Source organism: Streptomyces sp. NPDC093097, assembly GCF_044754325.1.
Classification (GTDB): Bacteria; Actinomycetota; Actinomycetes; order Streptomycetales; family Streptomycetaceae; genus Streptomyces.
Genome location: NZ_JBIVOW010000004.1, coordinates 14,081 through 34,713, shown reverse-complemented (window position 1 = coordinate 34,713; position 20,633 = coordinate 14,081). Strand labels below are relative to the sequence as shown.

Below are 20,633 nucleotides of genomic sequence, written 5' to 3'. Positions count from 1 at the left end.
CGAAAGCCCTGGCGGCAACCGGCGGCGCCACCCCCAAGTGCCCCGGCCGGCAGGCCGGTAGCCCGCCGCACCGGCCCTACGGTCACCCTCCCGTCGGCCCTCATTTGGCATCCGCGTAGCACTCCACCACCGCCGTGGTGAACGGGAACCGCACCGGTGTCGGGCCGAAGGCGATCCGGCCCGCGGTGGCGGCCGCCGCCGTGATGACCTCGGCGACCGTCGCGGCCTCGTCCGCGGGGCAGTGCACGATCACCTCGTCGTGCTGGAAGAAGGCCAGTTCGGCGCGGAGGCCGGCGCGGGCCAGGGCGTGGCGCAGCGCGCCCAGCATCAGCAGCGCCCAGTCGGCGGCGCTGCCCTGCACCACGAAGTTACGGGTGAAACGGCCGCGGGCCCGGGCCGCCGAGGTGCTGCCGTAGCCGGCGGGCCCTGCCTCCTCCTGCGGCAGACCCGCCTCGTCGGGCGGGGCCATCGACGCGGGCGGGCAGGTGCGGCCCAGCCAGGTGCGCACCAGCCGGCCCTCCTCGCCGGCCCGGGCCGCATCGTCCACATACGCCACCGCGACCGGATAGCGGCGGCGCAGATCGGCCATGTGCTTGAGGGCGTCACCGGACGTCTGCCCGTAAATGGCGCCCAGCAGCGCGAGTTTGGCCTGCGCGCGGTCGCCGCCGAAGGCGCGCGCCGCCAGCCCTGCGTAGAGGTCCTCGCCGGTGCCGGCCACCTCCATCAGACCCCGGTCCCGGGAGACCGCGGCCAGCACCCGCGGCTCCATCTGGTCGACGTCGGCGACCACCAGGCGCCACCCCGGATCGGCGCGCACCGCCTGCCGGATCACCTTGGGGATCTGCAGCGCGCCGCCGCCGTTGGCGGTCCAGCGGCCGGAGACCGTGCCACCGGGCAGGTACTCGGGGCGGAACCGCCCCTCGTGCACCCACTGTTGGAGCCAGGACCAGCCGTGGGCGGTGAAGAGGCGGTAGAGCGTCTTGTACGCCAGCAGCGGGGCGACGGCGGGGTGGTCGATCTGCTGGAGCTCCCACTTCCGCGTCGAGGAGAGCGGGATCCCGGCGCGGGCGAAGGCCCGGATGATGTCGCCCGGCAGATCGGGCCGGACCCGCACGCCCTCCCCGAAGGCCCGCGACACCTCGTCGGCCAGCTCCGCCATCCGCCGCGGCTCCAGCCCACCCGGGAACCGCTCGCCCAACAGGCCGTCCAGCAAGGCCCGATGGACATCCGCCCGCCACGGAATCCCCGTCCGGGACATCTCGGTGGCGACCAGCATGCCCGCCGACTCGGACGCCAGCAGCAGCCGCATCCGCTCCGGGTGCTCGGCCCGCGCCGTACGCGCCAACTGGCCGGCGTAGACCTCCAGTAGCGCGCTGAACTCGTCGGTGCCGGGCGGCAACGGCACCGGCCCCGGCTCGAACAGGGAGGGCTGGGTCTCGGCGGCGCGCACGGGCGGGTCCGCCGGCACCGGCAGGCCGTGCAGCCGCGCCCAGGCGGCCGCCAGCGAACGCGGCTGGCCCGACTGCCCCTCCTCGTGGCCGATCAGCAGCGCCTCCGCGGCCTCCACGTCGTAGCACCGCTCGACCCGCACGCCGGCCGCCAGCAGCCGGCGGTAGACCTCCGCCGTGGACCGCCACACCCACCGCTCGACTTCAGGGCGCGACCGCACCGCCTCGGCGAGCGAGGACTCCCGCACCACCGGCCCCGCCGCCTGCCCGTCCGGAGTGAGCGGGCTAAGACGCACACCCCCGTCGCCCGTCTCCGCCACCGCCCATCTCATGCCCCGAGTCTCGCAGGAGGGTCTGACAACGCCCCCGCCACACGCTCCCGCCCCGACGCCGCCACCGCCCCACGCCACCCCGCACACCGGGCACCGCCAATCACCGGCGAACCGGCCCCGGCATGCGACGATGCCCGGACGAGCGGCAGCGGACCGGTCAGCCGGCCGCCCCACACGGTCCCGCGCACACCCACCGCGGACACCCCGGACGCCCCGTACGGCACACGCGGCCAACCATCACCCGTTTGGCTCCGCTACTTTTGCCCGTTTTGTTGCGTTGAACTGCTTGTCGCTCCAGGCGGCGCGCACAGAAACCTGATGCTGCTCAGTGAAGAGGTACACCGTGAAGTTTGTCTCCAAGGCCGTCGTCCTGTCCGCCGCCGCGGGCATCGCCGTCGTGGGAGGTGCCGGCATGGCCACCGCCGGCGGCCACGGCCACGGCGGTGCCAACGCCGCCGGTGGCGCCGTGGGTTCGCCCGGCGTCGTCTCCGGCAACGTCATCCAGATGCCGATCCACGTCCCGGTCAACATGTGCGGCAACTCCATCAACATCGTCGGGCTGCTCAACCCGGCGTTCGGCAACAACTGCCTCAACTACTGAGCACAGCACGGAAAGTGAGGCCCGCCCCGCCCGGGGCGGGCCTTTTCCGTGCCCAATTCCGTTCCAGAACGCGGGATTTACGAAAAGGTGTCCGCCGCTACGCCTACCGCGAACCGTCGTTGGCGCCCTGATGCAGTGATATGTGTCTATGGTTGCGCGGCATTCGGGTGAATCCGCGAAACCGCATCCCCAGAAGCGAGTTGACCAGTGCGCTCCGGATACGGGCACTCCGCTTCAGAAGGGTAAACAGTGATCAAGAAGGTCCTGGCCACGACGGCAGTAGCCGCTTCCATGGTCGGCATCTCGGCGACGGTCGCCCCCCAGGCGATGGCAGTCGGCAATCACCACGGCACCTCCACGGTCAACGGCAACGGCTCCGTGAGTGCGTTCGGCAACTCCACCACCCGCGGCAAGATGAGCCCGCAGCTGGAGCTCGTCCAGGGTTCGCTGAACAAGCTCTGCGTCGGCCTGCCGCTCAAGGCCAACGTCGGCTCGCTGATCGGGCTGGTCCCGATCACCGTCCAGGACGTCAACGTCCTGTCCTCGCCGCAGAACCAGCAGTGCACCGAGAACTCCACCCAGGCCAAGGGCGACGAGGCGCTGTCGCACCTCATCGACGACATCCCGATCCTCTCGGGCAACGGCGCCGGCAACCGCTGAGAACCGGCCATCGGCCGCAGGCCCGGACCGCCGGCCCTCGCGTCCCGGAAGGTCCCGGGTCTGCGGCACCGCGTCACGAATCGTCGAGCCGGTAATTCTCGATTCCCTTATCGGCAGGAATTCGTATGCGGCGGGTACCTCGTCCGTCCGGACGGCGGTGTTGTTTCCGCGTTATCTGCGCAGGGATCTCCGAGAATGCCTTTATGGCATTCGGGCGATTCCTCCGAAAACTTCTCCGCGGGAGTTTCGTCGGCGAGGGGAAATCGTTACCAATATCGGCAGCGGGGTTACGGGCGGCGAATCTGCGCCCGTGCGGCACGACGGTCGTGTGCGCTACGGACCCTGTTGCAGGAAGGGCTGAAAGTGAAGTACGCAAAGGTCGCAGCCGTCACCGCCGGCACGCTCATGGCGGTGGGCGCTGCCGCACCGGCCTTCGCCGACGCGGGTGCCGCAGGCGGCGCCAAGGGCTCCCCGGGCGTCGTCTCCGGCAACGCCATCCAGGTTCCGATCCACCTCCCGATGAACCTGTGCGGCAACGCCATCGACATCGTCGGGCTGCTGAACCCCGCGTTCGGCAACAACTGCCTCAACGGCTGACCGAAGAAATTCGAGCCGTGTCGTCGTGACCGGCCCCGGCTCGCCTTCGCCGCGCGTCGGGGCCGGCGGCTTTCGACTCCTTGCGGTCGTGCCTCAGACGACCCGGCCGTTGTGGTCGGGGTATCCGAAGAAATCGGAACTTCAGAGTTTCTCCGGGTGGCGGCGCTCGTTAGTCAGTGGGAAAAGCGGTGATCCGAGCAGCGAAGTGATTGCTCGCGCGGCACTGGTGCCGCGATTCCCTTGAGCACCGCACCAGAAGGGACAGTTGGAAGTGAAGTACGCGAAGTCCGCGGCGGCTGTTGCCGGTTCCGTCATGGCGCTGGCCACGGCCGTGCCCGCTTTCGCTGCCGACGCCGGCTCGCACAGCATGACCTCCCCGACCATGAGCCTCAACGGCGGGCTGATGGACGCGTTGAACAGCAAGCAGTTGGACAGTCGCCAGGTCACGCCGCTGGTCGACACGGTCAGGGGTGCGGAGAAGACCGTCAAGCACCCCAAGCAGCTCCTCGGTGGCGCCACGGGGGCCACCAAGGACGTCCCGCTGCTGGGTGGTCTGCCGCTCGGCAAGTAACGGGCCGGCGAACCGGAACTCCACTGTCCCGCGGGATCGCCCGGGGGAAATCGGCGCGGCCGTGTGAAGCCTCAGCCGCCGGATCAACAAGGCGCCAGCCGGCCGTTGTCGGCGGTCGGCGAGACGGTCCGGATGGTGAATCACGGCCGCGCGTTTTCCGGACGGGATACCTGATCGGCAAGAACGATCAGGGCACCAGCTCATTTGAGTGAATGAGCACAACCAAATGCGCCCTTGTGAGTTGGCCAGATTGCCCGGCCCAAGGGCATCCCGAAACACGAAGGACCAACAATGATGAAGAAGGCTCTGGCAACCGCAGCCGCGGCTGCGTCCATTGTCGGGGTAGCCGCAGCCGCCGCCCCCCAGGCGATGGCCACGGGTAACCAGCACGGCACGTCGTCCGTCAACGGCAACGGCTCCAAGCAGTTCTACGGGAACTCGACCACGTACGGCTACATGAGCCCGCAGATCGGTCTGATCCAGGGCTCGCTCAACAAGCCCTGCATCGCTCTGCCCGCCAAGCTGAACCTCGGTTCGCTGATCGGCGGGATCCCGGTCACGGTTCAGGACATCAACGTCCTGTCCTCGCCGCAGAACCAGCAGTGCACCGAGAACTCCACCCAGGCCAAGGGCGACGAGCCGCTGTCGCACATCCTGGACGACATCCCGATCCTCTCCGCGAACGGCGTGCACAACCGCTGACCCGGCGAGCGTTGCCCGGGCCGTCTGGAATTCTTTTCCGGGCGGCCCGGGTTTTCGTTTTCACCGACCGTCCGCCCGACGTGGCAATTGTTATTTGCTCGTGACCGCTTTCAGGGTCTTCGAATCGTTGGGGATGGTGTGTGGAGGGACGCATGCCAATGCCCTTGCGAGATTGATGGGGTTGCCGGGGCATTGGCATGGCGGCCGGAAATGAGCACAGGGCCCGGGAAGCCTTTGCGGGGTTTCCCGGGCCCTGTGGTGTGTCAGGGAACTTTCCGAAAGGCGGGTGGGCGGCTATTCGGGTGACGGTGCGGAACCCGGGCGCCCGTGGCCGGTTGTTCAATCAGGGGCTCCCGTGCCCGGGAGTTCCTTCTCGTGAAGGGTTTAGCGCGATGAAGAAGATGATGGCGGCCGCGGCGATCGCGGCTTCGCTCGTCGGGATCTCGGCCGCGGCGGCTCCAGAGGCCCTGGCCGTCGGTGACCACGACGGCACCAGCACCGTGAACGGCAACGGCTCGAAGTCCGTGTACGGCAACTCCACCACGCACGGCAAGCTCAGCACCCAGCTCGGACTGGTCCAGAGCAGCCTGAACGACCTCTGCGTCGGCCTGCCGGTCAAGGCCAACGTCGGCTCGCTGATCGGCCTGATCCCGGTCACCGTCCAGGACGTCAACGTCCTGTCGTCGCCGCAGAACCAGCAGTGCGCGGAGAACTCCACGCAGGCCAAGGGCGACGAGGCGCTGTCGCACATCCTGGACGACATCCCGGTCCTCTCGGGCAACGGCGTCAAGAACCGCTGACGGCCGTCGGCCTCGGCCGATGCGCCGCTTGCGGTACCGGGCGGCCGGCGGGCTTATGCGCTGCCGGCCGCCCGGTCGTGTGAGCACCACGGGGTGCGGGCGGGACGGCCCGCCGCTCAAGGACTGCGGAGTGAGGAGACATGCGACAGAGCCTGAAGACATGCGTGCTCGTGGCGGCGGCATCGGGTGCGCTGGGGGCGGGTGTCGGTCCGGTGTTCGCGGACGCCGGCGCGCAGGGAGGTGCCGCGGACTCTCCCGGGGTGCTGTCCGGGAACGCGGTGCAGGTGCCGGTGCACGTTCCGGTCAACGTGTGCGGCAACTCGGTGGACGGGGTCGGGCTGTTGAACCCCGCCATGGGGAACCGGTGCGGGAACGGTTCGGCGCCCGGGGAGCAGCGGGCGGAGGCGCCGGCGCGCGGCGTGCGGGAGGCCGCGGGAGCGCGTGGCGAGCACGATCCGCGGCTGGGGGCGGTGGCACGGGCCGGGAAGGCGGCGGGGCGGGCCCTGCTGGCGTCCAGCGGGGCGGAGCAGCTGGGACTGGCGGCCGGTGCCGGCGGCGGGCTGCTGTTCGGCGGGGCGGTGCTGCTGCGGCGGTCCCGTAAGCGCCGGGGCTGACCCGTCGGCCCGGGAGCCGGGCGGCGCACGGGGCATCGACGGCCCTGGTCGAGCGGAGAGGGTGAGCCGCTCGGCCAGGGCCCTCTTGTGTGGGCGGCTGGGTGCAGGCCGGATGCCAGGGCGGTCTGGGGTGGTGGGTGATCCGGCCCTTCGGTGGTGCCGTGCGGGCCGGGCGGGGCGATCGCGGCCGTCGTCCCGCGGCTGCCGGACGGGGCGGCGGCCGGTAGGCGTCCGGGGGCTGCGGAATCGTGTGGATCAGCGGGTGAGGGCGGGGTCCGGGGTGGGCGGGATCGTTCTTCCAGTCATAGCGGGATGCGTCTTAACCGGATGTTTGGGGAAGAATCCGAAGAAAGGGCGCATAAGGCTATGAAACGGAAATTCATCGAGGGGGAGTGGGCATGCTCATCGCGCTGGCGCAGACGGACTGCGCACTGGGGGACGTGTCGGAGAACCTCCGGGTCGCCCGGGAGCAGATCGAGCAGGCGGCGGAGCACGGCGCGGACGTCGTGGTGTTCCCCGAACTCAGCCTGCACGGTTACCACTTGGGAGGGCTCAAGCGGGACGCGTCCATCGCGGTGGACGATCCCCAGGTGCGGGAACTGAGCCTCCTGGGGCCGGGCGTGCTGATCGGCTTCCACGAGCACACCAGCCTGCGCGCGTACAACACGTCCGCGTACTACGTGGACGGGTCGCTGGTGCATGCGCACCGCAAGCTCTACCTCCCCAACTACCTGGCCTGGGAGGAGCGCAAGCACGTCAGCCCGGGGCAGTCGCTGCGCGCGTACGAGCTGGCGAAGTCGTCGAGCGGGGGGCGGGGGGCGACGCTGGTGTGCAACGACGCCTGGCAGCCGGTGCTGCCGTGGCTGGCGGTGCAGGACGGGGCCGAGGTGCTGTTCGTGCCGACCAACAGCGCGGCGAGCCTGGATCCGGAGGCGATGGACACCGGGCTCTACTGGGAGACGCTGCTGTCCTACACGGCGAAGATGCTCCAGTGCTGGGTGGTCTTCGTCAACCGGGTCGGCAACGAGCACGGGGCGTCGTTCTGGGGCGGCTCGCGGGTGGTGGACCCGCGGGGCGTGGTGGTGGCGCAGGCGCCCAAGTGGGAGCCCGCGCTGGTCACCGTGGAGATCGATCCGTCCGAGGCGCGCCGGCAGCGGCGCTCGGTGCCGCTGGTCGCGGAGGCCCGGCTGGGGCTGATCGACCGCGAGGTGCGGCGGCTGATCGACGAGGGCGGCGACAGCTGAGCGGGCGGGTCGGCCCGGGTCAGTGACCGGTGGGCTGCTGGGCGGGGGCGGCGGCCTCGGTGGGGCGCTCGTCCTTGAGGGCCTTGGCCTCCGCCTTGAGGATGCGTGCCGAGCGGCCGAGGCCGCGTGCCATGTCGGGGAGCTTCTTGGACCCGAAGACCAGGACGAGGACGGCCACGATCAGGATGAGGTGCCAGGGCTCCAGGGCGTTGCGCAGCATGGGCGCTCTCGCTTTCTTCGGGTGCCTGCGGAGGTCCGTCCAGTATGACCCGGGCTGCCCGGCTGCCCGCCCCAGGGGTCGGCCTGGGGCGGGCGGCGGCTGCGGGCGGCTACCAGCTGGACTTGGTGACCCCCGGTAGCTGGCCCTGGTGGGCCAGGCCGCGCAGGTTGATCCGGGAGAGGCCGAAGGCGCGGAAGTAGCCGCGCGGGCGGCCGTCGACGCTGTCGCGGTTGCGGACGCGGGTGGCGCTGGCGTCCCGCGGCTGGCGGGACAGTTCCCGCTGGGCCGCGGTGCGCTCCGCGCCGGACGCGCGCGGGTCGCGGATGACGGCCTTGAGGACGGCCCGGCGGGCGGCGTAGCGGGCGACCGTGGCGCGGCGCCGCTCGTTCTTGGCGATCTTGCTCTTCTTGGCCATCAGACCTTTCCTCCTCGGGCGCGGATGCGGGCGACGGCGGCCTCGATGCCGATCGTGTCGACGGTCCTGATCGCCTTGGTGCTCAGGGTCAGCCGGATGTGGCGGCCCTCGCTCGGGAGCCAGTAGCGCTTGCGCTGGACGTTGGGGTCGAACCGTCGCGAGGTGCGGCGGTGCGAGTGGGAGACGGTCTTGCCGAAGCCCGGCATGCGGCCGGTCAGCTGGCAGTGGGCGGACACGGTGTGATCCCTCCGGTGGTCGGGCCCTCCACGGGCTTATTGAAAATGGAAACCATTTGCGTATACTACCTGGCATGGCCCGCAACGAACTCCGCCCGGTCATCAAGCTCCGGTCCACCGCCGGCACCGGGTTCACCTACGTCACCCGCAAGAACCGCCGCAACGACCCCGACCGCCTGGAACTGCGCAAGTACGACCCCGTGGTCGGTCGGCACGTCACCTTCCGAGAGGAGCGCTGAGCGCGATGAAGCCCGGAATCCACCCCGCCTACGGGCCCGTCGTCTTCCGCGACCGGGCCGGGGACTTCGCCTTCCTGACCCGTTCGACCATGACCAGCGACAAGACGGTCGAGTGGGAGGACGGCAACACCTATCCCGTCGTCGACGTCGAGATCTCCTCGGCGAGCCACCCCTTCTACACGGGCGCCGCCCGGGTGCTGGACACCGCCGGCCGGGTCGAGCGGTTCGAGCGCCGGTACGGCAAGCGCGGGGCCCGCTGATGGAGCCGCTGAGCGTCGCGCTGGTGGGCGGGCTGCACGCGGACGCCCGGCGGGCCGCCGTCGAGCAGCTGCTGCGGACCGTCCCCGGCAGCGTCGCCCTCCACCACGACCTGTCCTTCGCGGCCGACGGCACCGTGCGGCGCACCGTCCGCGACGCCGGCGGCACGCTGGATGCCGGCGAGGCGCCGCTGGTCAACGACTGCGCCTGCTGTGCGCTGCGCGAGGACCTGGTGCCCGAGCTGAAGCGGCTGGCCGCGGGCCGGACCTGCCGGCTGGCGATCGTCGAGCTGTGGGACTCGGTCGAGCCGAAGGCGATGGCCGAGGTGATCGCCTCGTGCGGCGGCGGGAGCCTGGCGCTGACCGGCGTGCTCACGGCGGTCGACCCGGCGCTGCTGCTGCCCAGCCTCGGCTGCGGCGACGACCTGGCCGAGGCCGGTCTGGCGGTCGCCGCCTCCGACCGGCGCACGGTCGCCGACACCTGGGCCCGGCAACTGGAGTACGCGCCGGTGCTGGCGCTGGCCACGGGGGAGGAGGCCGCCGACGACGCCGACCGCGCGCTGCTGGCGCAACTGCACCCCACGGCCCGCCAAGTAGCCGTGGAATCCGTGGAGTTGGCCGCCGCCGCACTGGCCGGTTTCGATGTGGAGGCCGCCGCGCTGCGGCAGCACCCGGCCTGTGCGCTGCTGCCGCAGGAGGCGGACGAGGCCGGTGTGGCCACGTACGTCTGGCGCGGTGCCCGGCCCTTCCATCCGGCGCGGCTCTACGCGGCGCTGGAGGACCTGGCCTGCGCGGCGGCGCGCAGCCGGGGCCGGTTCTGGCTGGCCGACCGGCCGGACACCCTGCTGTCCTGGGACGCCGCGGGCGGTGCGCTGTGCGTGGAGAACACCGGGCCGTGGCTGGCCGCGCTGCCGGACGCCGCCTGGGAGCTGGTGCCGCCGGCTCGCCGCGCCGCCGCCGCGCTGGACTGGCACCCCGAGCACGGGGACCGCGGCCAGCACCTGGTCTTCACCTCGCCCGGGCTGGACCGCGACGGGCTGCGCGCCCTGCTGGAGTCCTGCCTGCTCACCGACGCCGAGTACGCGGGCGGCCGGACGGCCTGGAAGGGCCTGTCGCCGGCCTTCGACGAGCTGCTCGACCCGGTGTCGTGACGCCGCACCGCGGGACCGCCTCCGCCGGCCCGCACCGATCCCCCCCCGTGAACCGGCCGTTTTCCCACCCGGAACCGGTCCGTCCGTCCGTAGAAGCCCGCAGAAGGAAGCTCTGTCATGCCCCGCCGGAACGATTCGCGCCATAAGGCCGCGCCCCGCCCCAACCCGCTGGACGCGGCCGGTATCACCACCGTCGACTACAAGGACACCGATCTGCTGCGGAAGTTCCTCTCGGACCGCGGCAAGATCCGCAGCCATCGCGTGACCCGGGTCACGCCCCAGCAGCAGCGGCAGCTGGCCCGCGCGATCAAGAACGCCCGGGAGATGGCGCTGCTGCCGTACTCCTCGCGGTGAGGTGACCTCGCGAGGGCCGGCACCCCTGGCGGCCGGCGCCCCCTCGCGACCGGTAGGAGATTCCCTACGTTTTAACGCGTAGGGAATCTCCTGCCTATTTCGGGAGGTGCGAATGCCGCTCCCGCCCTCCCCCAAGCGCTTAATAAGCAGAGGGGAACCCACTCAAGCTCTTAAAGAGCAGGGGGACCCCCACCCAAGCTCTCAATGAGCAGGGGCCCCCATCGAGATGCGGACGCTGCCCCGGCCGAACGCCGGCTTCTCCGACACGGTCATCGCCGAGGTCGTCGGCTACGAGACCGGGCGGTGGCTGCGGCCGCGCCGGCAGGGCGCCGACGAGGGCCAGGACGACCGCGCCGACCGGGCCCTCGCCTGGACCCTGGAACCCGAAGGGCGCGGCACACGTCTCTTCTTTGTCCACGAGGGTTTCGACCCTGACGACCCGTATCAGGTGCAGGCGCACCGCGTGAGGGGCGGAGGGCGGCGGGCGATCGCGACGGCGGGCGCGGGCAGGGTGCTCAACAAAATGTGACCGGCCCGGCACCCCCTGTCGTGCACGTGCATCTGCGCATGCATCCGCATGTGAACGCAGCTATGATCCCGGGCAGTTGACATCGTCTATCACTGTTCACCACCGGGAGAGCCCTGTGCCCCACGCATACAACGGCATGGCCGCAACGGATCTCCGCGATGTGCGGTGGCAGAAGAGCCGGCACAGCAACTCCCAGGGGTCCTGCGTGGAGTTCGCCAAGCTGCCGGGCGGCGACATAGCCGTCCGCAACTCCCGCTTCCCGGACGGTCCGGCGCTGGTCTACACGCCGGCCGAGGTCGAGGCGATGCTGCTGGGCGTGAAGGACGGCGAGTTCGACCACCTGGTGCGCGACTGAGCGCGGCGGGGCCGAGCACGGAAAACGGGCGCCCGCGGCAAGCGGGCGCCCGATGCGTTGGAGCGGGACTCCGGGGCGCGGGCCGCGCCCGGCCGCGCTACGGCACCCGGAAGAGGGCCCACACGATCTTGCCGTGCCGGCCTCCGGGGAGGCGGTGCCAGCCCCAGCTGTCGCTGAAGGAGTCCACCAGATAGAGCCCGCGGCCCGATTCGGCGGCGGAGTCCGCCTCGCCGGCCTCGGGCGAGGCGTCACTGGGGTCCCGCACCGCGCAGACGAGCCGGGAGGACCAGCGCATCAGATGGAGCCGGGCGGGCAGGTCGGTGTCCATGAAGCCGGTGCCGAATCCGGGGTGTTCCGGGGCGGCGAGGACCGCATGCCGCAGCGCGTTGGTGACGAGCTCGGAGACCACCAGGGCGACGCCGTCGCAGAGCTCCTCCAGCCCCCAGCCGGTGAGCGTGTCGCAGGTGAACTTCCGGGCGCCGCCGACGGATTCGTAGCGCGGCGGGAGCGGGCAGGAGGCGGAACCGGAGACGGCCAAGGGGTCGACGGGAGGGAAACCCTGCCATAACGGCTCGAAGTCGAGCATGGTCGAAACCTTGGTCCCCATGCGAGGCACTCCTGGCGTTCGCGGACGTCATGACCCAGGCCGGTCAGCCGGGGATCAGGCGGATCTTTCACGAGCGTGCATGCGTGCGACGCCTATGGTTCCCAATGCGTAGGGCAGATGCAAGGGCAGATGCACGTGCAGCTGACGCGATTGCGTAGGGCTGGACGCATAACCGCCGTATTCTTCCTGTGATTTCTTGTGGAGGGCTTGCGGGGGCGGCACATATCAGTAACCAGATGAGCACTGAACGAAGCCTGAACATGGCAGACTGCGCCCCACTGTTGGACGGGGTGGGGTCACAGGAGGGTCAGAGAGGTGTCCGCAAGTGAGTCGGGCGGGTCGGTGGTGCGGCGAATCCTGCTCGGGTCGCAGCTCCGCCGGCTGCGTGAATCGCGCGGGATAACCCGTGAAGCGGCCGGCTACTCGATCCGTGCGTCCGAATCGAAGATCAGTCGCATGGAGTTGGGCAGGGTGAGCTTCAAGGCACGCGATGTCGCAGATCTCCTCACGCTCTACGGCGTGAGCGACGAGCAGGAGCGGGAGGCGCTGCTCGCACTGGCCAAGGAGGCGAACGTCGCCGGGTGGTGGCACAGTTACGGCGATGTGCTCCCGGGATGGTTCCAGACGTATGTGGGCCTGGAGGGGGCGGCGTCCCTCATCCGCGTCTACGAAGTCCAGTTCGTCCACGGGCTGTTGCAGACCGAGGAGTACGCGCACGCGGTGGTCTCGCGCGGTATGCCGGGCGCGTCGGCGGACGACGTCCAGCGCCGGGTCGCCCTGCGCCAGGAGCGCCAGAAGCTGCTGGTCTCGGAGCGGGCGCCGCAGCTGCACTGCGTCCTGGACGAGGCGGCGCTGCGCCGGCCGTACGGCGGACGGGCGGTGATGCGGGGGCAGTTGAAGCATCTGATCGACATCTCGGAGCGGCCCAACGTGCGGCTCCAGGTGATGCCGTTCAACTTCGGCGGGCACTCGGGGGAGAGCGGGGCGTTCACCATGCTGCGCTTCCCGGAGTCCGACCTCTCCGACGTCGTCTATCTGGAGCAGCTCACCAGCGCGCTCTACGTGGACAAGGCGGAGGAGGTCGCGCAGTACGAGCGGGCGATGGACCGGCTCCAGGAGGACAGTCCGGACTCCTCGGCCACCAGGGATCTCCTGCGAGGTCTACTCCAACTCACCTGACCCGGCAGTAGGATGACGCCGGATCAGCCCCCCCCGCAGAGCAGTGCCGCACAGAGTAGGGATGCCATGTCCTTCTTCGCAGACCTGGCCTACCAGTTCATCGACGGTGAGTGGCGGGCCGGCAGTGGCTCGTGGGACATCATCGATTTCAACCCCTACGACCAGGAGAAGCTGGCGTCGATCACGGTCGCCGGCGTGGATCAGGTCGATGCGGCCTACCGCGCCGCCGAGCGGGCGCAGCGGGACTGGGCACTGCGGAACCCCTACGACCGGCGGAAGGTCACCGAGCGGCTGCTGCGCCTGATCGAGGAGCGCGAGGAGGAGATCGTCGAGGCGCTCATCCTCGAACTGGGCGGCACCCGGAGCAAGGCGGAGTACGAGGTCGGGCTCGCCAAGGAGTTCGTCCGCGAGGCGATCGGGCTCGCCCTGCGGCCGCAGGGCCGGATACTGCCCTCGCCGGTGGACGGCAAGGAGAACCGCGTCTACACCCGGCCGGTCGGGGTGATAGGGGTGATCAGCCCGTTCAACTTCCCGTTCCTGATCTCCCTGAAGTCCGCTGCCCCGGCGCTGGCGTTGGGCAACGCCGTGGTCATCAAGCCCAACCAGAACACCCCGATCACCGGCGGCGGGCTGATCGCCAAGCTGTTCCAGGACGCGGGGCTGCCGGACGGGCTGCTCAACGTGCTGGTCACCGACATCGCGGAGATCGGGGACGCGCTGATCGAGCACCCGGTGCCCCGGGTGATCTCGTTCGCCGGATCGGACAAGGTCGGCCGGCACGTCGCGTCGGTCAGCGCAGGGCACTTCAAGCGGGTGATCCTCGAACTCAGCGGCAACAGCGCGCTGATCGTGATGGACGACGCCGACGTCGACTACGCGGTGGACGCCGCGGTCTTCAGCCGGTTCCTCTATCAGGGACAGGTCTGTATGGCGGCCAACCGCGTGCTGCTGGACCGCGCGGTGGAGGCCGAGTTCACCGAGAAGTTCGTGGCCAGGGTGGCGGCGCTGCGGACCGGCGATCCGCGCGATCCGCGCACCCAGATCGGCCCGTTGATCAACACCTTCCAGGCGGAGGCGCTGACCTCGTTGGTCGACCGGGCGATAGCCGAGGGCGCCACCGCGCTGCTGCGCGGCCGCACGGAGGGCAACCTCGTCGAGCCGACCGTCCTGGCCGGGCTGCCCGCGGACTCCGCCCTGCACGGTCAGGAGCTGCTCGGACCGGTGGCACTGCTGGTGCCGTTCGACGGCGAGGAGGAGGCGGTGCGGATCGCCAACGACACCCCCTACGGGCTCAGCGGGGCGGTGCACACCGCCGATGTGGAGCGCGGGGCGCGGATGGCCCAGCGGATAGAGACCGGGATGATCCACGTCAACGACGGGACGGTGCAGGACGAGCCGCAGGTGGCGTTCGGCGGGGAGAAGTTCTCCGGGACCGGGCGGCTGAACGGCGAGTCCACGGTCGAGGCGTTCACCACGCAGAAGTGGCTGTCGATCCAGCACGGGCGGTCGACGTTCCCGCTGTGAGGGCGCGCCCGCGGGAGGAGCCGGGCGCCGTCGAAGAGGTCGGGAACGGGGTGGGTCCGGCGCCCTATTAGGACACCACCTGTCCTAGGCGGTCCCTAGCGTGATCCGTGTCGGAAGGGGCCGGACGGTTCGGTACCGGCCCAGCGGCGGTGAGCGTGCCGCCGGCGTGACGAAAGGTGGATCCCATGCCCACTCATGTTCCTGCCGAGGCACACGGCGACGAGCGCGGTGCACTGCTGGCTTTCCTGGAGGCGCAGCGCGGCGGGCTGCGACGGGCGGCTCTGGGGCTGACCGACGAGCAGACCAAGCAGCGGCCGAGCGCCGGTGAGCTGTCCGTGGGCGGGCTGATCAAGCATGTCGCGGAGGTCGAGCAGCGCTGGGTGGAGCTCGCCCAGGGACGGGAACACGCCGTTCCGCGCGATCAGAGCAACTGGCACCTGGGCTTCCAGCTCCAGGACGGCGAGAGCGTCGCGGGGATGCTGGAGTTCTGGGAGGGGGTCGCGGCCGAGACGGAGAAGTTCGTGCGTGCCGTGCCGAGCCTCGACGACACCTTCCCGCTGCCCGAGGCCCCGTGGTTCCCGAAGGACGGCCGGCAGTCCATGCGGTGGCTGCTGCTGCACCTGATCGAGGAGACCGCCCGGCACGCGGGCCACGCCGACATCGTCCGGGAATCCCTGGACGGCAAGACGGCCTTCGAGCTGGTGGCGCAGGAGCGGGCGGCGCGGGCGGGGTAGCGCCCCGCGGCCGCCCGCGGTCCGTTCAGTGGTGGAAGGCCGTGGCGATGTTCTCCGGGCGGTCCAACGGGGCCGTCTGGCGGCGGAGTTCGGTGAGCAGCTGCTTCAGATCGGCCATGAAGAGGTCGGCGAGGTCCATGGAGAAGCCGTTGCGGCAGACCACCCGGAGGACCGAGAGGTCCTGGCGGTCGGGCGGGAAGGTGTAGGCGGGCAGCAGCCAGCCGCGCTCCCGCATCCGCCGGGACACGTCGAAGACGTCGAAGGCGGTGATGTCGTCGGCGGTGGTGAAGGCGAAGACCGGCAGCTGGTCGCCCCGGGTGAGGAGCCGGAAGTCGCCCAGTGCGGCGATCCGTTCGGCCATCGAGCAGGCCACGTCGCGGGTGGCCTGCTGGACGGCGCGGTAGCCCTCCCGGCCCAGCCGCAGGAACGTGTAGTACTGGGCGACGACCTGGGCGCCCGGCCGGGAGAAGTTGAGGGCGAAGGTCGGCAGGTCGCCGCCCAGGTAGTTGACGCGGAAGACCAGTTCCTCGGGGAGCGCGTCCTGTTCGCGCCACAGGGCCCAGCCGACGCCGGGGTAGACCAGGCCGTACTTGTGGCCGGAGGTGTTGATGGAGGCCACCCGGGGGAGGCGGAAGTCCCACTCCAGGTCGGGGTCGAGGAACGGGGCGATCATGCCGCCGGACGCGCCGTCCACATGCACCGGGATGTCCAGACCGGTGCGTTCCTGGAGGGCGTCCAACGCCGCGCAGATCTCCGCCACCGGCTCGTAGGAGCCGTCGAAGGTCGAGCCCAGGACGGCGACGACGCCGATGGTGTTCTCGTCGCAGAGCGCGACGGCGGTGTCCGCGTCGAGGTGGAAGCGGTCGCCCTCCATGGGGACCTGGCGGGCTTCCACCTCCCAGAAGTTGCAGAACTTCTCCCAGCAGACCTGGACGTTGGCGCCCATGACGAGGTTGGGGCGGGCGGTGCCGGGATAGCGGTCCCGGTTGCGCTGGGTCCAGCGGCGTTTGAGGGCCATGCCGGCGAGCATGCAGGCCTCGCTGGAGCCGGTGGTGGAGCAGCCGATGGCGGTGTGCGGATCGGGTGCGTGCCACAGGTGGGCGAGCATGGCCACGCAGCGCTGCTCCAGCTCGGCGGTGCGCGGGTACTCGTCCTTGTCGATCATGTTCTTGTCCCGGCATTCCAACAGCAGGACGTCGGCCGTCGGCTCCATCCACGTGGTGACGAAGGTCGCGAGGTTGAGCCGGGCGTTGCCGTCCAGCATCAGCTCGTCGTGGACGAACTGGTAGGCGGCGTGCGGGGAGATCGGGCCGTCGGGGAGGGTGTGCCGGGGCGGTTCGGTGTCCATGCCGGCGACCGGGTCGGCCTCGCCGTAGAAGGGGTTCACGGGGCGCGCGGGGCGCTCGTGTTCGCGTTCGCGGGCGCCTCTGTGGAGGGACATCTGCTGCGGCCTTTCGTCAACTCGTCGCGGCCAGGCCGGCCTTGATGGCCTTGGTGAACCGCACCACCCGCTCCGCCTGGACGCGGGCCGCGGCGCGGGCGGCGGCGTCCACCGGGGTGTCCGGGCCGCCGACGTGCGAGGTGCCGTAGGGGTTGCCGTCGGTGAACTTCGCGGGGTCCGTGTAACCGGGGGCGATGAGGATGCCGCCGAAGTGGTGGACGGTGTGGTACATCGCCAGAAGGGTGGACTCCTGGCCGCCGTGCGGGGTCATGGAGGCGGTGAAGCCGCTGTAGACCTTGTCGGCCAGCCGGCCCTGCTGCCAGAGGCCGCCCAGGGTGTCCAGGAACTGCTTGAGCTGGGAGGCCACGTTGCCGAAGCGGGTGGGGGAGCCCAGGAGCACCGCGTCCGCCCAGAGGACGTCGTCGTGGGTGGCTTCCAGGATGTCGGCGGTGGCGGCGGCGTTGGCGGCCCAGGCGGGGTTGGAGTCGATGGCCGCCTGCGGGGCGAGTTCGGCGGCGCGGCGCAGCCGTACGTCGGCGCCCGCGTGCTCGGCGGAGTCGGCGAGCAGCCGGGCCAGTTCGGCGATGGTGCCGGTCGACGAGTAGTAGATGACGGCGACGTTGACGTCGTGCACGGGCATGGACGCACCTCCTTGAACCCGACAATACGGGCATAGGGGGTGAAGGGCCTCCAGGGTTCGCCCAGTGGAAGCCCGAGCGGGCCGGGCCCCGTGGACCCGGCCCGCTCGGGGCGCCGGCGCGCGGACGCCGGTCCGTACCGTCAGCTCGCGCTGGCGAGCGACAGCTTCGCGGCGAAGCCGAGGAAGGCGGCGCCGGCGCCCGCGGACAGCCCGGCGGTCAGCCGCTTGCGGCGGCGGAAGGTCGCCGCCAGATACGTCCCGCCGAAGATCAGCAGCGACAGGTAGCTGAGGCTGAACAACTGCGCCCAGGCGCCGAGGGCCAGGAACGACAGCACCGGGTGCGCATAGGAGGGGTCGACGAACTGCACGAAGAAGGAGATGAAGAACAGGATCGCCTTCGGGTTGAGCAGGCTGACCACCAGCGCCCGGCGGAACGGCCGTTCGGCGGCCGCCTTGGCCGTATCCCCGTCCGCCCCGTCCGCCCCGTCCGTCGCGAGCGCCGCCTGGCCCGCCTGCTGGGCGACCCCGTCCCGCAGGGCCTTACGGGAGGCCCGGCCGCCGCGCCACAACGACCAGGCGCCGCGCAGCATCCCGGCCGCCAGCCACGTCAGATAGCCGGCGCCGGCGAACTTCACGATGCCGAACAGCACCGGGCTGGTCTTCAACAGCGAGGCCACTCCGCCCGCGGACAGCGTCATCAGCACCGTGTCGCCGCACAGCACGCCCGCCGCGGCCCGGTACGCCACCCGGCGGCCGCGCCGGGCCGCCACCGAGACGACATACAGCGAATTCGGCCCCGGCAGCAGAATGATCAGGGCGAGGCCCGCCAGATACGTGGGCAGATCCGTTATTCCGAACATGCGCGGAGGATCTCACCCGCCGATCCGCCGCCTCATCTGCCTTTCAGAATCCGGACTTGCACCTCACGCGGCGTGAGGAGCCATCGTGAAGCGCGTACCGATGACCGACGAGGGAGCGGAAGTGAGCTATTCGGTAGGCCAGGTCGCGGAGTTCGCCGGTGTCACGGTGCGCACTCTGCACCACTACGACGAGATCGGGCTGCTGGTGCCCGGCGAACGCAGTCAGGCGGGGCACCGCCGCTACGGCGACGCCGACCTGGACCGGCTCCAACAGATCCTGTTCTACCGGGAACTCGGCTTTCCGCTCGACGAGGTGGCGGCCCTTCTGGACGATCCGCACGCGGACCCGCAGGAGCATCTGCGGCGCCAGCACGAGCTGCTGAGCACGCGGATCGAGAAGCTCCGGAAGATGGCCGTCGCCGTCGAACACGCCATGGAGGCACGCAGGATGAACGTACGGCTCACACCGGAGGAGAAGTTCGAGGTCTTCGGCGACTTCGACCCCGACCAGTACGCCGCCGAGGCGGAGCGGCGCTGGGGCGGCACCGACCCCTACAAGGAGTCGCAGCGCCGGACGGCCGCGTACACCAAGGACGACTGGAAGCGGCTGAAGGAGGAGTTCGACGCCCTCCACCAGAAGATGGCGGACCTGCTCGCGCAGGGGGTGCCGGCGGACTCCGAGGCGGCGATGGACGTCGCCGAGGAGCACCGGCGGTTCATCGGCCGCGGCTACTACGAGTGCAGCTACGAGATCCACACCGGGCTCGGCGAGATGTACGTCGCGGATGAGCGGTTCACCGCCACCTACGAGGCGATCCGGCCGGGGCTGGCGGTGTACATGCGGGACGCGATGCTGGCGAACGCGGTGCGGAACGTGTGAGGGACGGGCGGGGCCGGGGGCCGTCCCCCGCCCCCTTGCTCACCGCGGGGCATCCTTCGGGGTGCCCCGCCGGCTCCGCGAGGTGCTCGGCTTCGACGCCCGCTCAGCTTTGGGGTTCCAGGACCACGGCCGTGCCGTACGCGCAGACCTCCGTGCCGACGTCCGCGGCCTCGGTGACGTCGAAGCGGAACATCAGGACCGCGTTCGCGCCACGGGAGCGGGCCTGTTCCACCAGGCGCTCCATGGCCTGGTTGCGGGTCTGGACGAGGGTCTTGGTCAGGCCGCGCAGCTCGCCGCCGATCATCGACTTCAGGCCGGCGCCGATCTGGCTTCCGAGGTGCCGGGAGCGGACGGTGAGGCCGAAGACCTCGCCGATCACCTGTTTCACGTGAAACCCCGGTACGTCGTTGGTCGTCACGACCAGGACGTCCGACTGCGCCGGCTGTCCGCCGCCGTACTCTTCGATGCCCATGGCCGGCACCTCCTGTTCTCCCGGCCAGGATCGTCCCGGCCGGCGGGAGCGGCCAGCGGTCGGCGGCGGTCGGGTGGGGCGGCCTGAACTGGTGCGATGCGGGCCGTTGGCCCCAAGGCACGGCTGGAACCATGGGGCGTCATAGTGCGTTGATAGCTTTGGGCCGCACACTGCGCCTGCATCCTTGCTTCCGCTCGTCGCGCCGCGCGAGCCGGGCGCCCTCGACCCAGGAGCCTTCACCCCGTGAATACTCTCGCGCTCGGCCCCCAGTGGCTGGACTCGGACTACCTGATCACGACTTTCGGCCTGATAGGCGTCCTGCTGATCGTCTTCGCGGAGTCCGGGCTGCTGATCGGCTTCTTCCTGCCGGGGGACTCGCTGCTGTTCACCACGGGCCTGATGGTGACGACCGGCACGATGGACAAGCCGCTGTGGATGGTGTGCGCGCTGGTGGTGCTGGCCGCCGTACTGGGTGACCAGGCCGGCTACCTCTTCGGGCGGAAGGTCGGACCCTCGCTCTTCAAGCGGCCCGACTCCCGGCTGTTCAAGCAGGAGAACGTCGAGAAGGCGCACGCCTTCTTCGAGAAGCACGGCCCCAAGTCGCTGATCCTGGCCCGGTTCGTGCCGATCGTCCGGACGTTCACGCCGATCATCGCGGGCGTGAGCCGGATGAACTACCGCTCCTTCATCACCTTCAACGTCATCGGGGGGACGTTGTGGGGTGCCGGCGTGACGCTGCTGGGCGCCGCGCTCGGCAACATCGAGTTTGTGCACAAGCACATCGAGCTGATGCTTGTGGCGATTGTGCTGATCTCCGTGGTGCCGATCGTCATCGAGTTCCTGCGGGCGCGGGGCAAGGCGAAGAACGAGCCGGCGGGCGCGGTGACCGATGCCGCGGCCGCTCCGCGAGCGCCGCAGGGCCGCGGGCGGCACGCGAAGCGCTGACACCGCGCCGGGCCTTCTGACGCCGA

The 20,633-nt window shown here is 70.6% G+C and carries 28 protein-coding genes; 19 read left to right on the top strand and 9 right to left on the bottom strand.

The window, feature by feature from the left end; all coding sequences use genetic code 11:
- Window positions 1–100 precede the first annotated feature (100 nt).
- Window positions 101–1,780, bottom strand: a complete 1,680-nt coding sequence (locus ACIQE0_RS07970; protein WP_366332466.1) for a bifunctional 3'-5' exonuclease/DNA polymerase — start codon at window positions 1,778–1,780, stop codon at window positions 101–103.
- A 343-nt stretch (window positions 1,781–2,123) separates the two neighbouring features.
- Here ACIQE0_RS07970 and ACIQE0_RS07965 point away from each other — a divergent pair, with 343 nt between their 5' ends.
- The 8 genes from ACIQE0_RS07965 to ACIQE0_RS07930 all read left to right on the top strand — a co-directional run bounded on the left by ACIQE0_RS07965 (window position 2,124) and on the right by ACIQE0_RS07930 (window position 7,569).
- The gene (locus ACIQE0_RS07965; protein WP_366332465.1) at window positions 2,124–2,381 is read left to right on the top strand and encodes a chaplin; all 258 of its coding nucleotides are present in this window, start codon (window positions 2,124–2,126) and stop codon (window positions 2,379–2,381) included.
- Window positions 2,382–2,630: 249 nt separating this feature from the next.
- On the top strand, window positions 2,631–3,041 hold the full coding sequence (locus ACIQE0_RS07960) for a rodlin (RefSeq protein ID WP_366332464.1): 411 nt from the start codon (window positions 2,631–2,633) through the stop codon (window positions 3,039–3,041).
- Window positions 3,042–3,404: 363 nt separating this feature from the next.
- Complete coding sequence (locus tag ACIQE0_RS07955) at window positions 3,405–3,638, top strand: chaplin (RefSeq protein WP_402329873.1); 234 nt, start codon at window positions 3,405–3,407, stop codon at window positions 3,636–3,638.
- Between the two features lie 271 nt (window positions 3,639–3,909).
- Window positions 3,910–4,209, top strand: coding sequence for a hypothetical protein (locus ACIQE0_RS07950; RefSeq protein ID WP_366332462.1), 300 nt, complete (start codon window positions 3,910–3,912; stop codon window positions 4,207–4,209).
- A gap of 291 nt (window positions 4,210–4,500) precedes the next feature.
- Entirely contained in the window at window positions 4,501–4,911 is a 411-nt protein-coding gene (locus ACIQE0_RS07945; RefSeq protein ID WP_402329871.1) for a rodlin, read from the top strand.
- Between the two features lie 392 nt (window positions 4,912–5,303).
- Window positions 5,304–5,711, top strand: a complete 408-nt coding sequence (locus tag ACIQE0_RS07940; RefSeq protein WP_366332460.1) for a rodlin — start codon at window positions 5,304–5,306, stop codon at window positions 5,709–5,711.
- Between the two features lie 140 nt (window positions 5,712–5,851).
- On the top strand, window positions 5,852–6,325 hold the full coding sequence (locus ACIQE0_RS07935; RefSeq protein ID WP_402329869.1) for a chaplin: 474 nt from the start codon (window positions 5,852–5,854) through the stop codon (window positions 6,323–6,325).
- 398 nt (window positions 6,326–6,723) lie between these two features.
- Window positions 6,724–7,569: a nitrilase-related carbon-nitrogen hydrolase gene (locus ACIQE0_RS07930; RefSeq protein WP_402329867.1), complete on the top strand. Its 846-nt coding sequence runs from the start codon at window positions 6,724–6,726 to the stop codon at window positions 7,567–7,569.
- A 19-nt stretch (window positions 7,570–7,588) separates the two neighbouring features.
- On the opposite strand, the gene tatA is transcribed toward ACIQE0_RS07930, so the two are convergent.
- The 3 genes from tatA to rpmB all read right to left on the bottom strand — a co-directional run bounded on the left by tatA (window position 7,589) and on the right by rpmB (window position 8,440).
- Complete coding sequence (gene tatA, locus ACIQE0_RS07925) at window positions 7,589–7,789, bottom strand: Sec-independent protein translocase subunit TatA (RefSeq protein WP_366332457.1); 201 nt, start codon at window positions 7,787–7,789, stop codon at window positions 7,589–7,591.
- Window positions 7,790–7,898: 109 nt separating this feature from the next.
- Window positions 7,899–8,204: a 30S ribosomal protein S14 gene (gene rpsN, locus ACIQE0_RS07920; RefSeq protein ID WP_366332456.1), complete on the bottom strand. Its 306-nt coding sequence runs from the start codon at window positions 8,202–8,204 to the stop codon at window positions 7,899–7,901.
- A complete protein-coding gene (gene rpmB / locus ACIQE0_RS07915) occupies window positions 8,204–8,440 on the bottom strand; it encodes a 50S ribosomal protein L28 (protein WP_402329865.1) in 237 nt (78 codons plus the stop codon). The genes rpsN and rpmB overlap by 1 nt, the downstream gene beginning before the upstream one ends.
- A 74-nt stretch (window positions 8,441–8,514) precedes the next feature.
- Between rpmB and rpmG the strand changes: the two genes are divergently transcribed.
- The 6 genes from rpmG to ACIQE0_RS07885 all read left to right on the top strand — a co-directional run bounded on the left by rpmG (window position 8,515) and on the right by ACIQE0_RS07885 (window position 11,325).
- Window positions 8,515–8,679 carry a 50S ribosomal protein L33 gene (gene rpmG / locus ACIQE0_RS07910; RefSeq protein WP_130878325.1) on the top strand — a complete coding sequence of 55 codons (165 nt, stop codon included), beginning with the start codon at window positions 8,515–8,517 and terminating at the stop codon, window positions 8,677–8,679.
- A gap of 5 nt (window positions 8,680–8,684) precedes the next feature.
- On the top strand, window positions 8,685–8,939 hold the full coding sequence (locus ACIQE0_RS07905; protein WP_402329863.1) for a type B 50S ribosomal protein L31: 255 nt from the start codon (window positions 8,685–8,687) through the stop codon (window positions 8,937–8,939).
- Entirely contained in the window at window positions 8,939–10,087 is a 1,149-nt protein-coding gene (locus ACIQE0_RS07900; RefSeq protein WP_402329861.1) for a CobW family GTP-binding protein, read from the top strand. Before ACIQE0_RS07905 ends, ACIQE0_RS07900 begins: the two co-directional genes overlap by 1 nt.
- Window positions 10,088–10,204: 117 nt before the next feature.
- Complete coding sequence (rpsR, locus tag ACIQE0_RS07895) at window positions 10,205–10,441, top strand: 30S ribosomal protein S18 (RefSeq protein ID WP_366332452.1); 237 nt, start codon at window positions 10,205–10,207, stop codon at window positions 10,439–10,441.
- A gap of 226 nt (window positions 10,442–10,667) precedes the next feature.
- Entirely contained in the window at window positions 10,668–10,970 is a 303-nt protein-coding gene (locus ACIQE0_RS07890) for a hypothetical protein (RefSeq protein WP_402329859.1), read from the top strand.
- A 115-nt stretch (window positions 10,971–11,085) separates the two neighbouring features.
- The gene (locus ACIQE0_RS07885) at window positions 11,086–11,325 is read left to right on the top strand and encodes a DUF397 domain-containing protein (protein WP_366332451.1); all 240 of its coding nucleotides are present in this window, start codon (window positions 11,086–11,088) and stop codon (window positions 11,323–11,325) included.
- Window positions 11,326–11,422: 97 nt separating this feature from the next.
- Here the strand turns inward: ACIQE0_RS07885 and ACIQE0_RS07880 are convergent, their stop codons facing one another.
- On the bottom strand, window positions 11,423–11,932 hold the full coding sequence (locus tag ACIQE0_RS07880; protein WP_366332450.1) for an ATP-binding protein: 510 nt from the start codon (window positions 11,930–11,932) through the stop codon (window positions 11,423–11,425).
- A gap of 315 nt (window positions 11,933–12,247) precedes the next feature.
- Here ACIQE0_RS07880 and ACIQE0_RS07875 point away from each other — a divergent pair, with 315 nt between their 5' ends.
- The 3 genes from ACIQE0_RS07875 to ACIQE0_RS07865 all read left to right on the top strand — a co-directional run bounded on the left by ACIQE0_RS07875 (window position 12,248) and on the right by ACIQE0_RS07865 (window position 15,369).
- The gene (locus ACIQE0_RS07875) at window positions 12,248–13,111 is read left to right on the top strand and encodes a helix-turn-helix transcriptional regulator (protein WP_366332449.1); all 864 of its coding nucleotides are present in this window, start codon (window positions 12,248–12,250) and stop codon (window positions 13,109–13,111) included.
- Between the two features lie 66 nt (window positions 13,112–13,177).
- The gene (locus ACIQE0_RS07870; RefSeq protein ID WP_366332448.1) at window positions 13,178–14,635 is read left to right on the top strand and encodes an aldehyde dehydrogenase family protein; all 1,458 of its coding nucleotides are present in this window, start codon (window positions 13,178–13,180) and stop codon (window positions 14,633–14,635) included.
- A 185-nt stretch (window positions 14,636–14,820) separates the two neighbouring features.
- Window positions 14,821–15,369, top strand: coding sequence for a DinB family protein (locus ACIQE0_RS07865; protein ID WP_384094150.1), 549 nt, complete (start codon window positions 14,821–14,823; stop codon window positions 15,367–15,369).
- Between the two features lie 25 nt (window positions 15,370–15,394).
- On the opposite strand, the gene ACIQE0_RS07860 is transcribed toward ACIQE0_RS07865, so the two are convergent.
- The 3 genes from ACIQE0_RS07860 to leuE form a co-directional block, all read right to left on the bottom strand.
- Window positions 15,395–16,810 carry a glutamate decarboxylase gene (locus ACIQE0_RS07860; protein ID WP_402329855.1) on the bottom strand — a complete coding sequence of 472 codons (1,416 nt, stop codon included), beginning with the start codon at window positions 16,808–16,810 and terminating at the stop codon, window positions 15,395–15,397.
- Between the two features lie 16 nt (window positions 16,811–16,826).
- On the bottom strand, window positions 16,827–17,450 hold the full coding sequence (gene wrbA, locus ACIQE0_RS07855; RefSeq protein WP_366332445.1) for an NAD(P)H:quinone oxidoreductase: 624 nt from the start codon (window positions 17,448–17,450) through the stop codon (window positions 16,827–16,829).
- 140 nt (window positions 17,451–17,590) lie between these two features.
- The gene (gene leuE / locus ACIQE0_RS07850; protein WP_402329853.1) at window positions 17,591–18,310 is read right to left on the bottom strand and encodes a leucine efflux protein LeuE; all 720 of its coding nucleotides are present in this window, start codon (window positions 18,308–18,310) and stop codon (window positions 17,591–17,593) included.
- 121 nt (window positions 18,311–18,431) lie between these two features.
- On the opposite strand from leuE, the gene ACIQE0_RS07845 reads away from it, so the two are divergent.
- Window positions 18,432–19,190, top strand: a complete 759-nt coding sequence (locus ACIQE0_RS07845; RefSeq protein WP_366332530.1) for a MerR family transcriptional regulator — start codon at window positions 18,432–18,434, stop codon at window positions 19,188–19,190.
- Between the two features lie 103 nt (window positions 19,191–19,293).
- Here the strand turns inward: ACIQE0_RS07845 and ACIQE0_RS07840 are convergent, their stop codons facing one another.
- Window positions 19,294–19,662, bottom strand: coding sequence for a YbjQ family protein (locus tag ACIQE0_RS07840; protein WP_366332443.1), 369 nt, complete (start codon window positions 19,660–19,662; stop codon window positions 19,294–19,296).
- A 243-nt stretch (window positions 19,663–19,905) separates the two neighbouring features.
- On the opposite strand from ACIQE0_RS07840, the gene ACIQE0_RS07835 reads away from it, so the two are divergent.
- Window positions 19,906–20,607, top strand: coding sequence for a VTT domain-containing protein (locus tag ACIQE0_RS07835; RefSeq protein ID WP_366332442.1), 702 nt, complete (start codon window positions 19,906–19,908; stop codon window positions 20,605–20,607).
- Window positions 20,608–20,633 lie beyond the last annotated feature (26 nt).

Excerpts from the sequence above, each read along its gene's own strand:
- ACIQE0_RS07930 (WP_402329867.1), top strand. The coding sequence starts at position 6,724 with ATGCTCATCGCGCTGGCGCAGACGGACTGCGCACTGGGGGACGTGTCG.
- leuE (WP_402329853.1), bottom strand. The coding sequence starts at position 18,310 with ATGTTCGGAATAACGGATCTGCCCACGTATCTGGCGGGCCTCGCCCTG.
- ACIQE0_RS07890 (WP_402329859.1), top strand. The coding sequence starts at position 10,668 with ATGCGGACGCTGCCCCGGCCGAACGCCGGCTTCTCCGACACGGTCATC.
- ACIQE0_RS07905 (WP_402329863.1), top strand. The coding sequence starts at position 8,685 with ATGAAGCCCGGAATCCACCCCGCCTACGGGCCCGTCGTCTTCCGCGAC.
- ACIQE0_RS07970 (WP_366332466.1), bottom strand. The coding sequence starts at position 1,780 with ATGAGATGGGCGGTGGCGGAGACGGGCGACGGGGGTGTGCGTCTTAGC.
- ACIQE0_RS07840 (WP_366332443.1), bottom strand. The coding sequence starts at position 19,662 with ATGGGCATCGAAGAGTACGGCGGCGGACAGCCGGCGCAGTCGGACGTC.
- ACIQE0_RS07880 (WP_366332450.1), bottom strand. The coding sequence starts at position 11,932 with ATGGGGACCAAGGTTTCGACCATGCTCGACTTCGAGCCGTTATGGCAG.
- ACIQE0_RS07935 (WP_402329869.1), top strand. The coding sequence starts at position 5,852 with ATGCGACAGAGCCTGAAGACATGCGTGCTCGTGGCGGCGGCATCGGGT.
- ACIQE0_RS07860 (WP_402329855.1), bottom strand. The coding sequence starts at position 16,810 with ATGTCCCTCCACAGAGGCGCCCGCGAACGCGAACACGAGCGCCCCGCG.
- ACIQE0_RS07940 (WP_366332460.1), top strand. The coding sequence starts at position 5,304 with ATGAAGAAGATGATGGCGGCCGCGGCGATCGCGGCTTCGCTCGTCGGG.
- ACIQE0_RS07945 (WP_402329871.1), top strand. The coding sequence starts at position 4,501 with ATGATGAAGAAGGCTCTGGCAACCGCAGCCGCGGCTGCGTCCATTGTC.
- tatA (WP_366332457.1), bottom strand. The coding sequence starts at position 7,789 with ATGCTGCGCAACGCCCTGGAGCCCTGGCACCTCATCCTGATCGTGGCC.
- ACIQE0_RS07870 (WP_366332448.1), top strand. The coding sequence starts at position 13,178 with ATGTCCTTCTTCGCAGACCTGGCCTACCAGTTCATCGACGGTGAGTGG.
- wrbA (WP_366332445.1), bottom strand. The coding sequence starts at position 17,450 with ATGCCCGTGCACGACGTCAACGTCGCCGTCATCTACTACTCGTCGACC.
- ACIQE0_RS07900 (WP_402329861.1), top strand. The coding sequence starts at position 8,939 with ATGGAGCCGCTGAGCGTCGCGCTGGTGGGCGGGCTGCACGCGGACGCC.
- ACIQE0_RS07865 (WP_384094150.1), top strand. The coding sequence starts at position 14,821 with ATGCCCACTCATGTTCCTGCCGAGGCACACGGCGACGAGCGCGGTGCA.
- rpsN (WP_366332456.1), bottom strand. The coding sequence starts at position 8,204 with ATGGCCAAGAAGAGCAAGATCGCCAAGAACGAGCGGCGCCGCGCCACG.
- rpmG (WP_130878325.1), top strand. The coding sequence starts at position 8,515 with ATGGCCCGCAACGAACTCCGCCCGGTCATCAAGCTCCGGTCCACCGCC.
- rpsR (WP_366332452.1), top strand. The coding sequence starts at position 10,205 with ATGCCCCGCCGGAACGATTCGCGCCATAAGGCCGCGCCCCGCCCCAAC.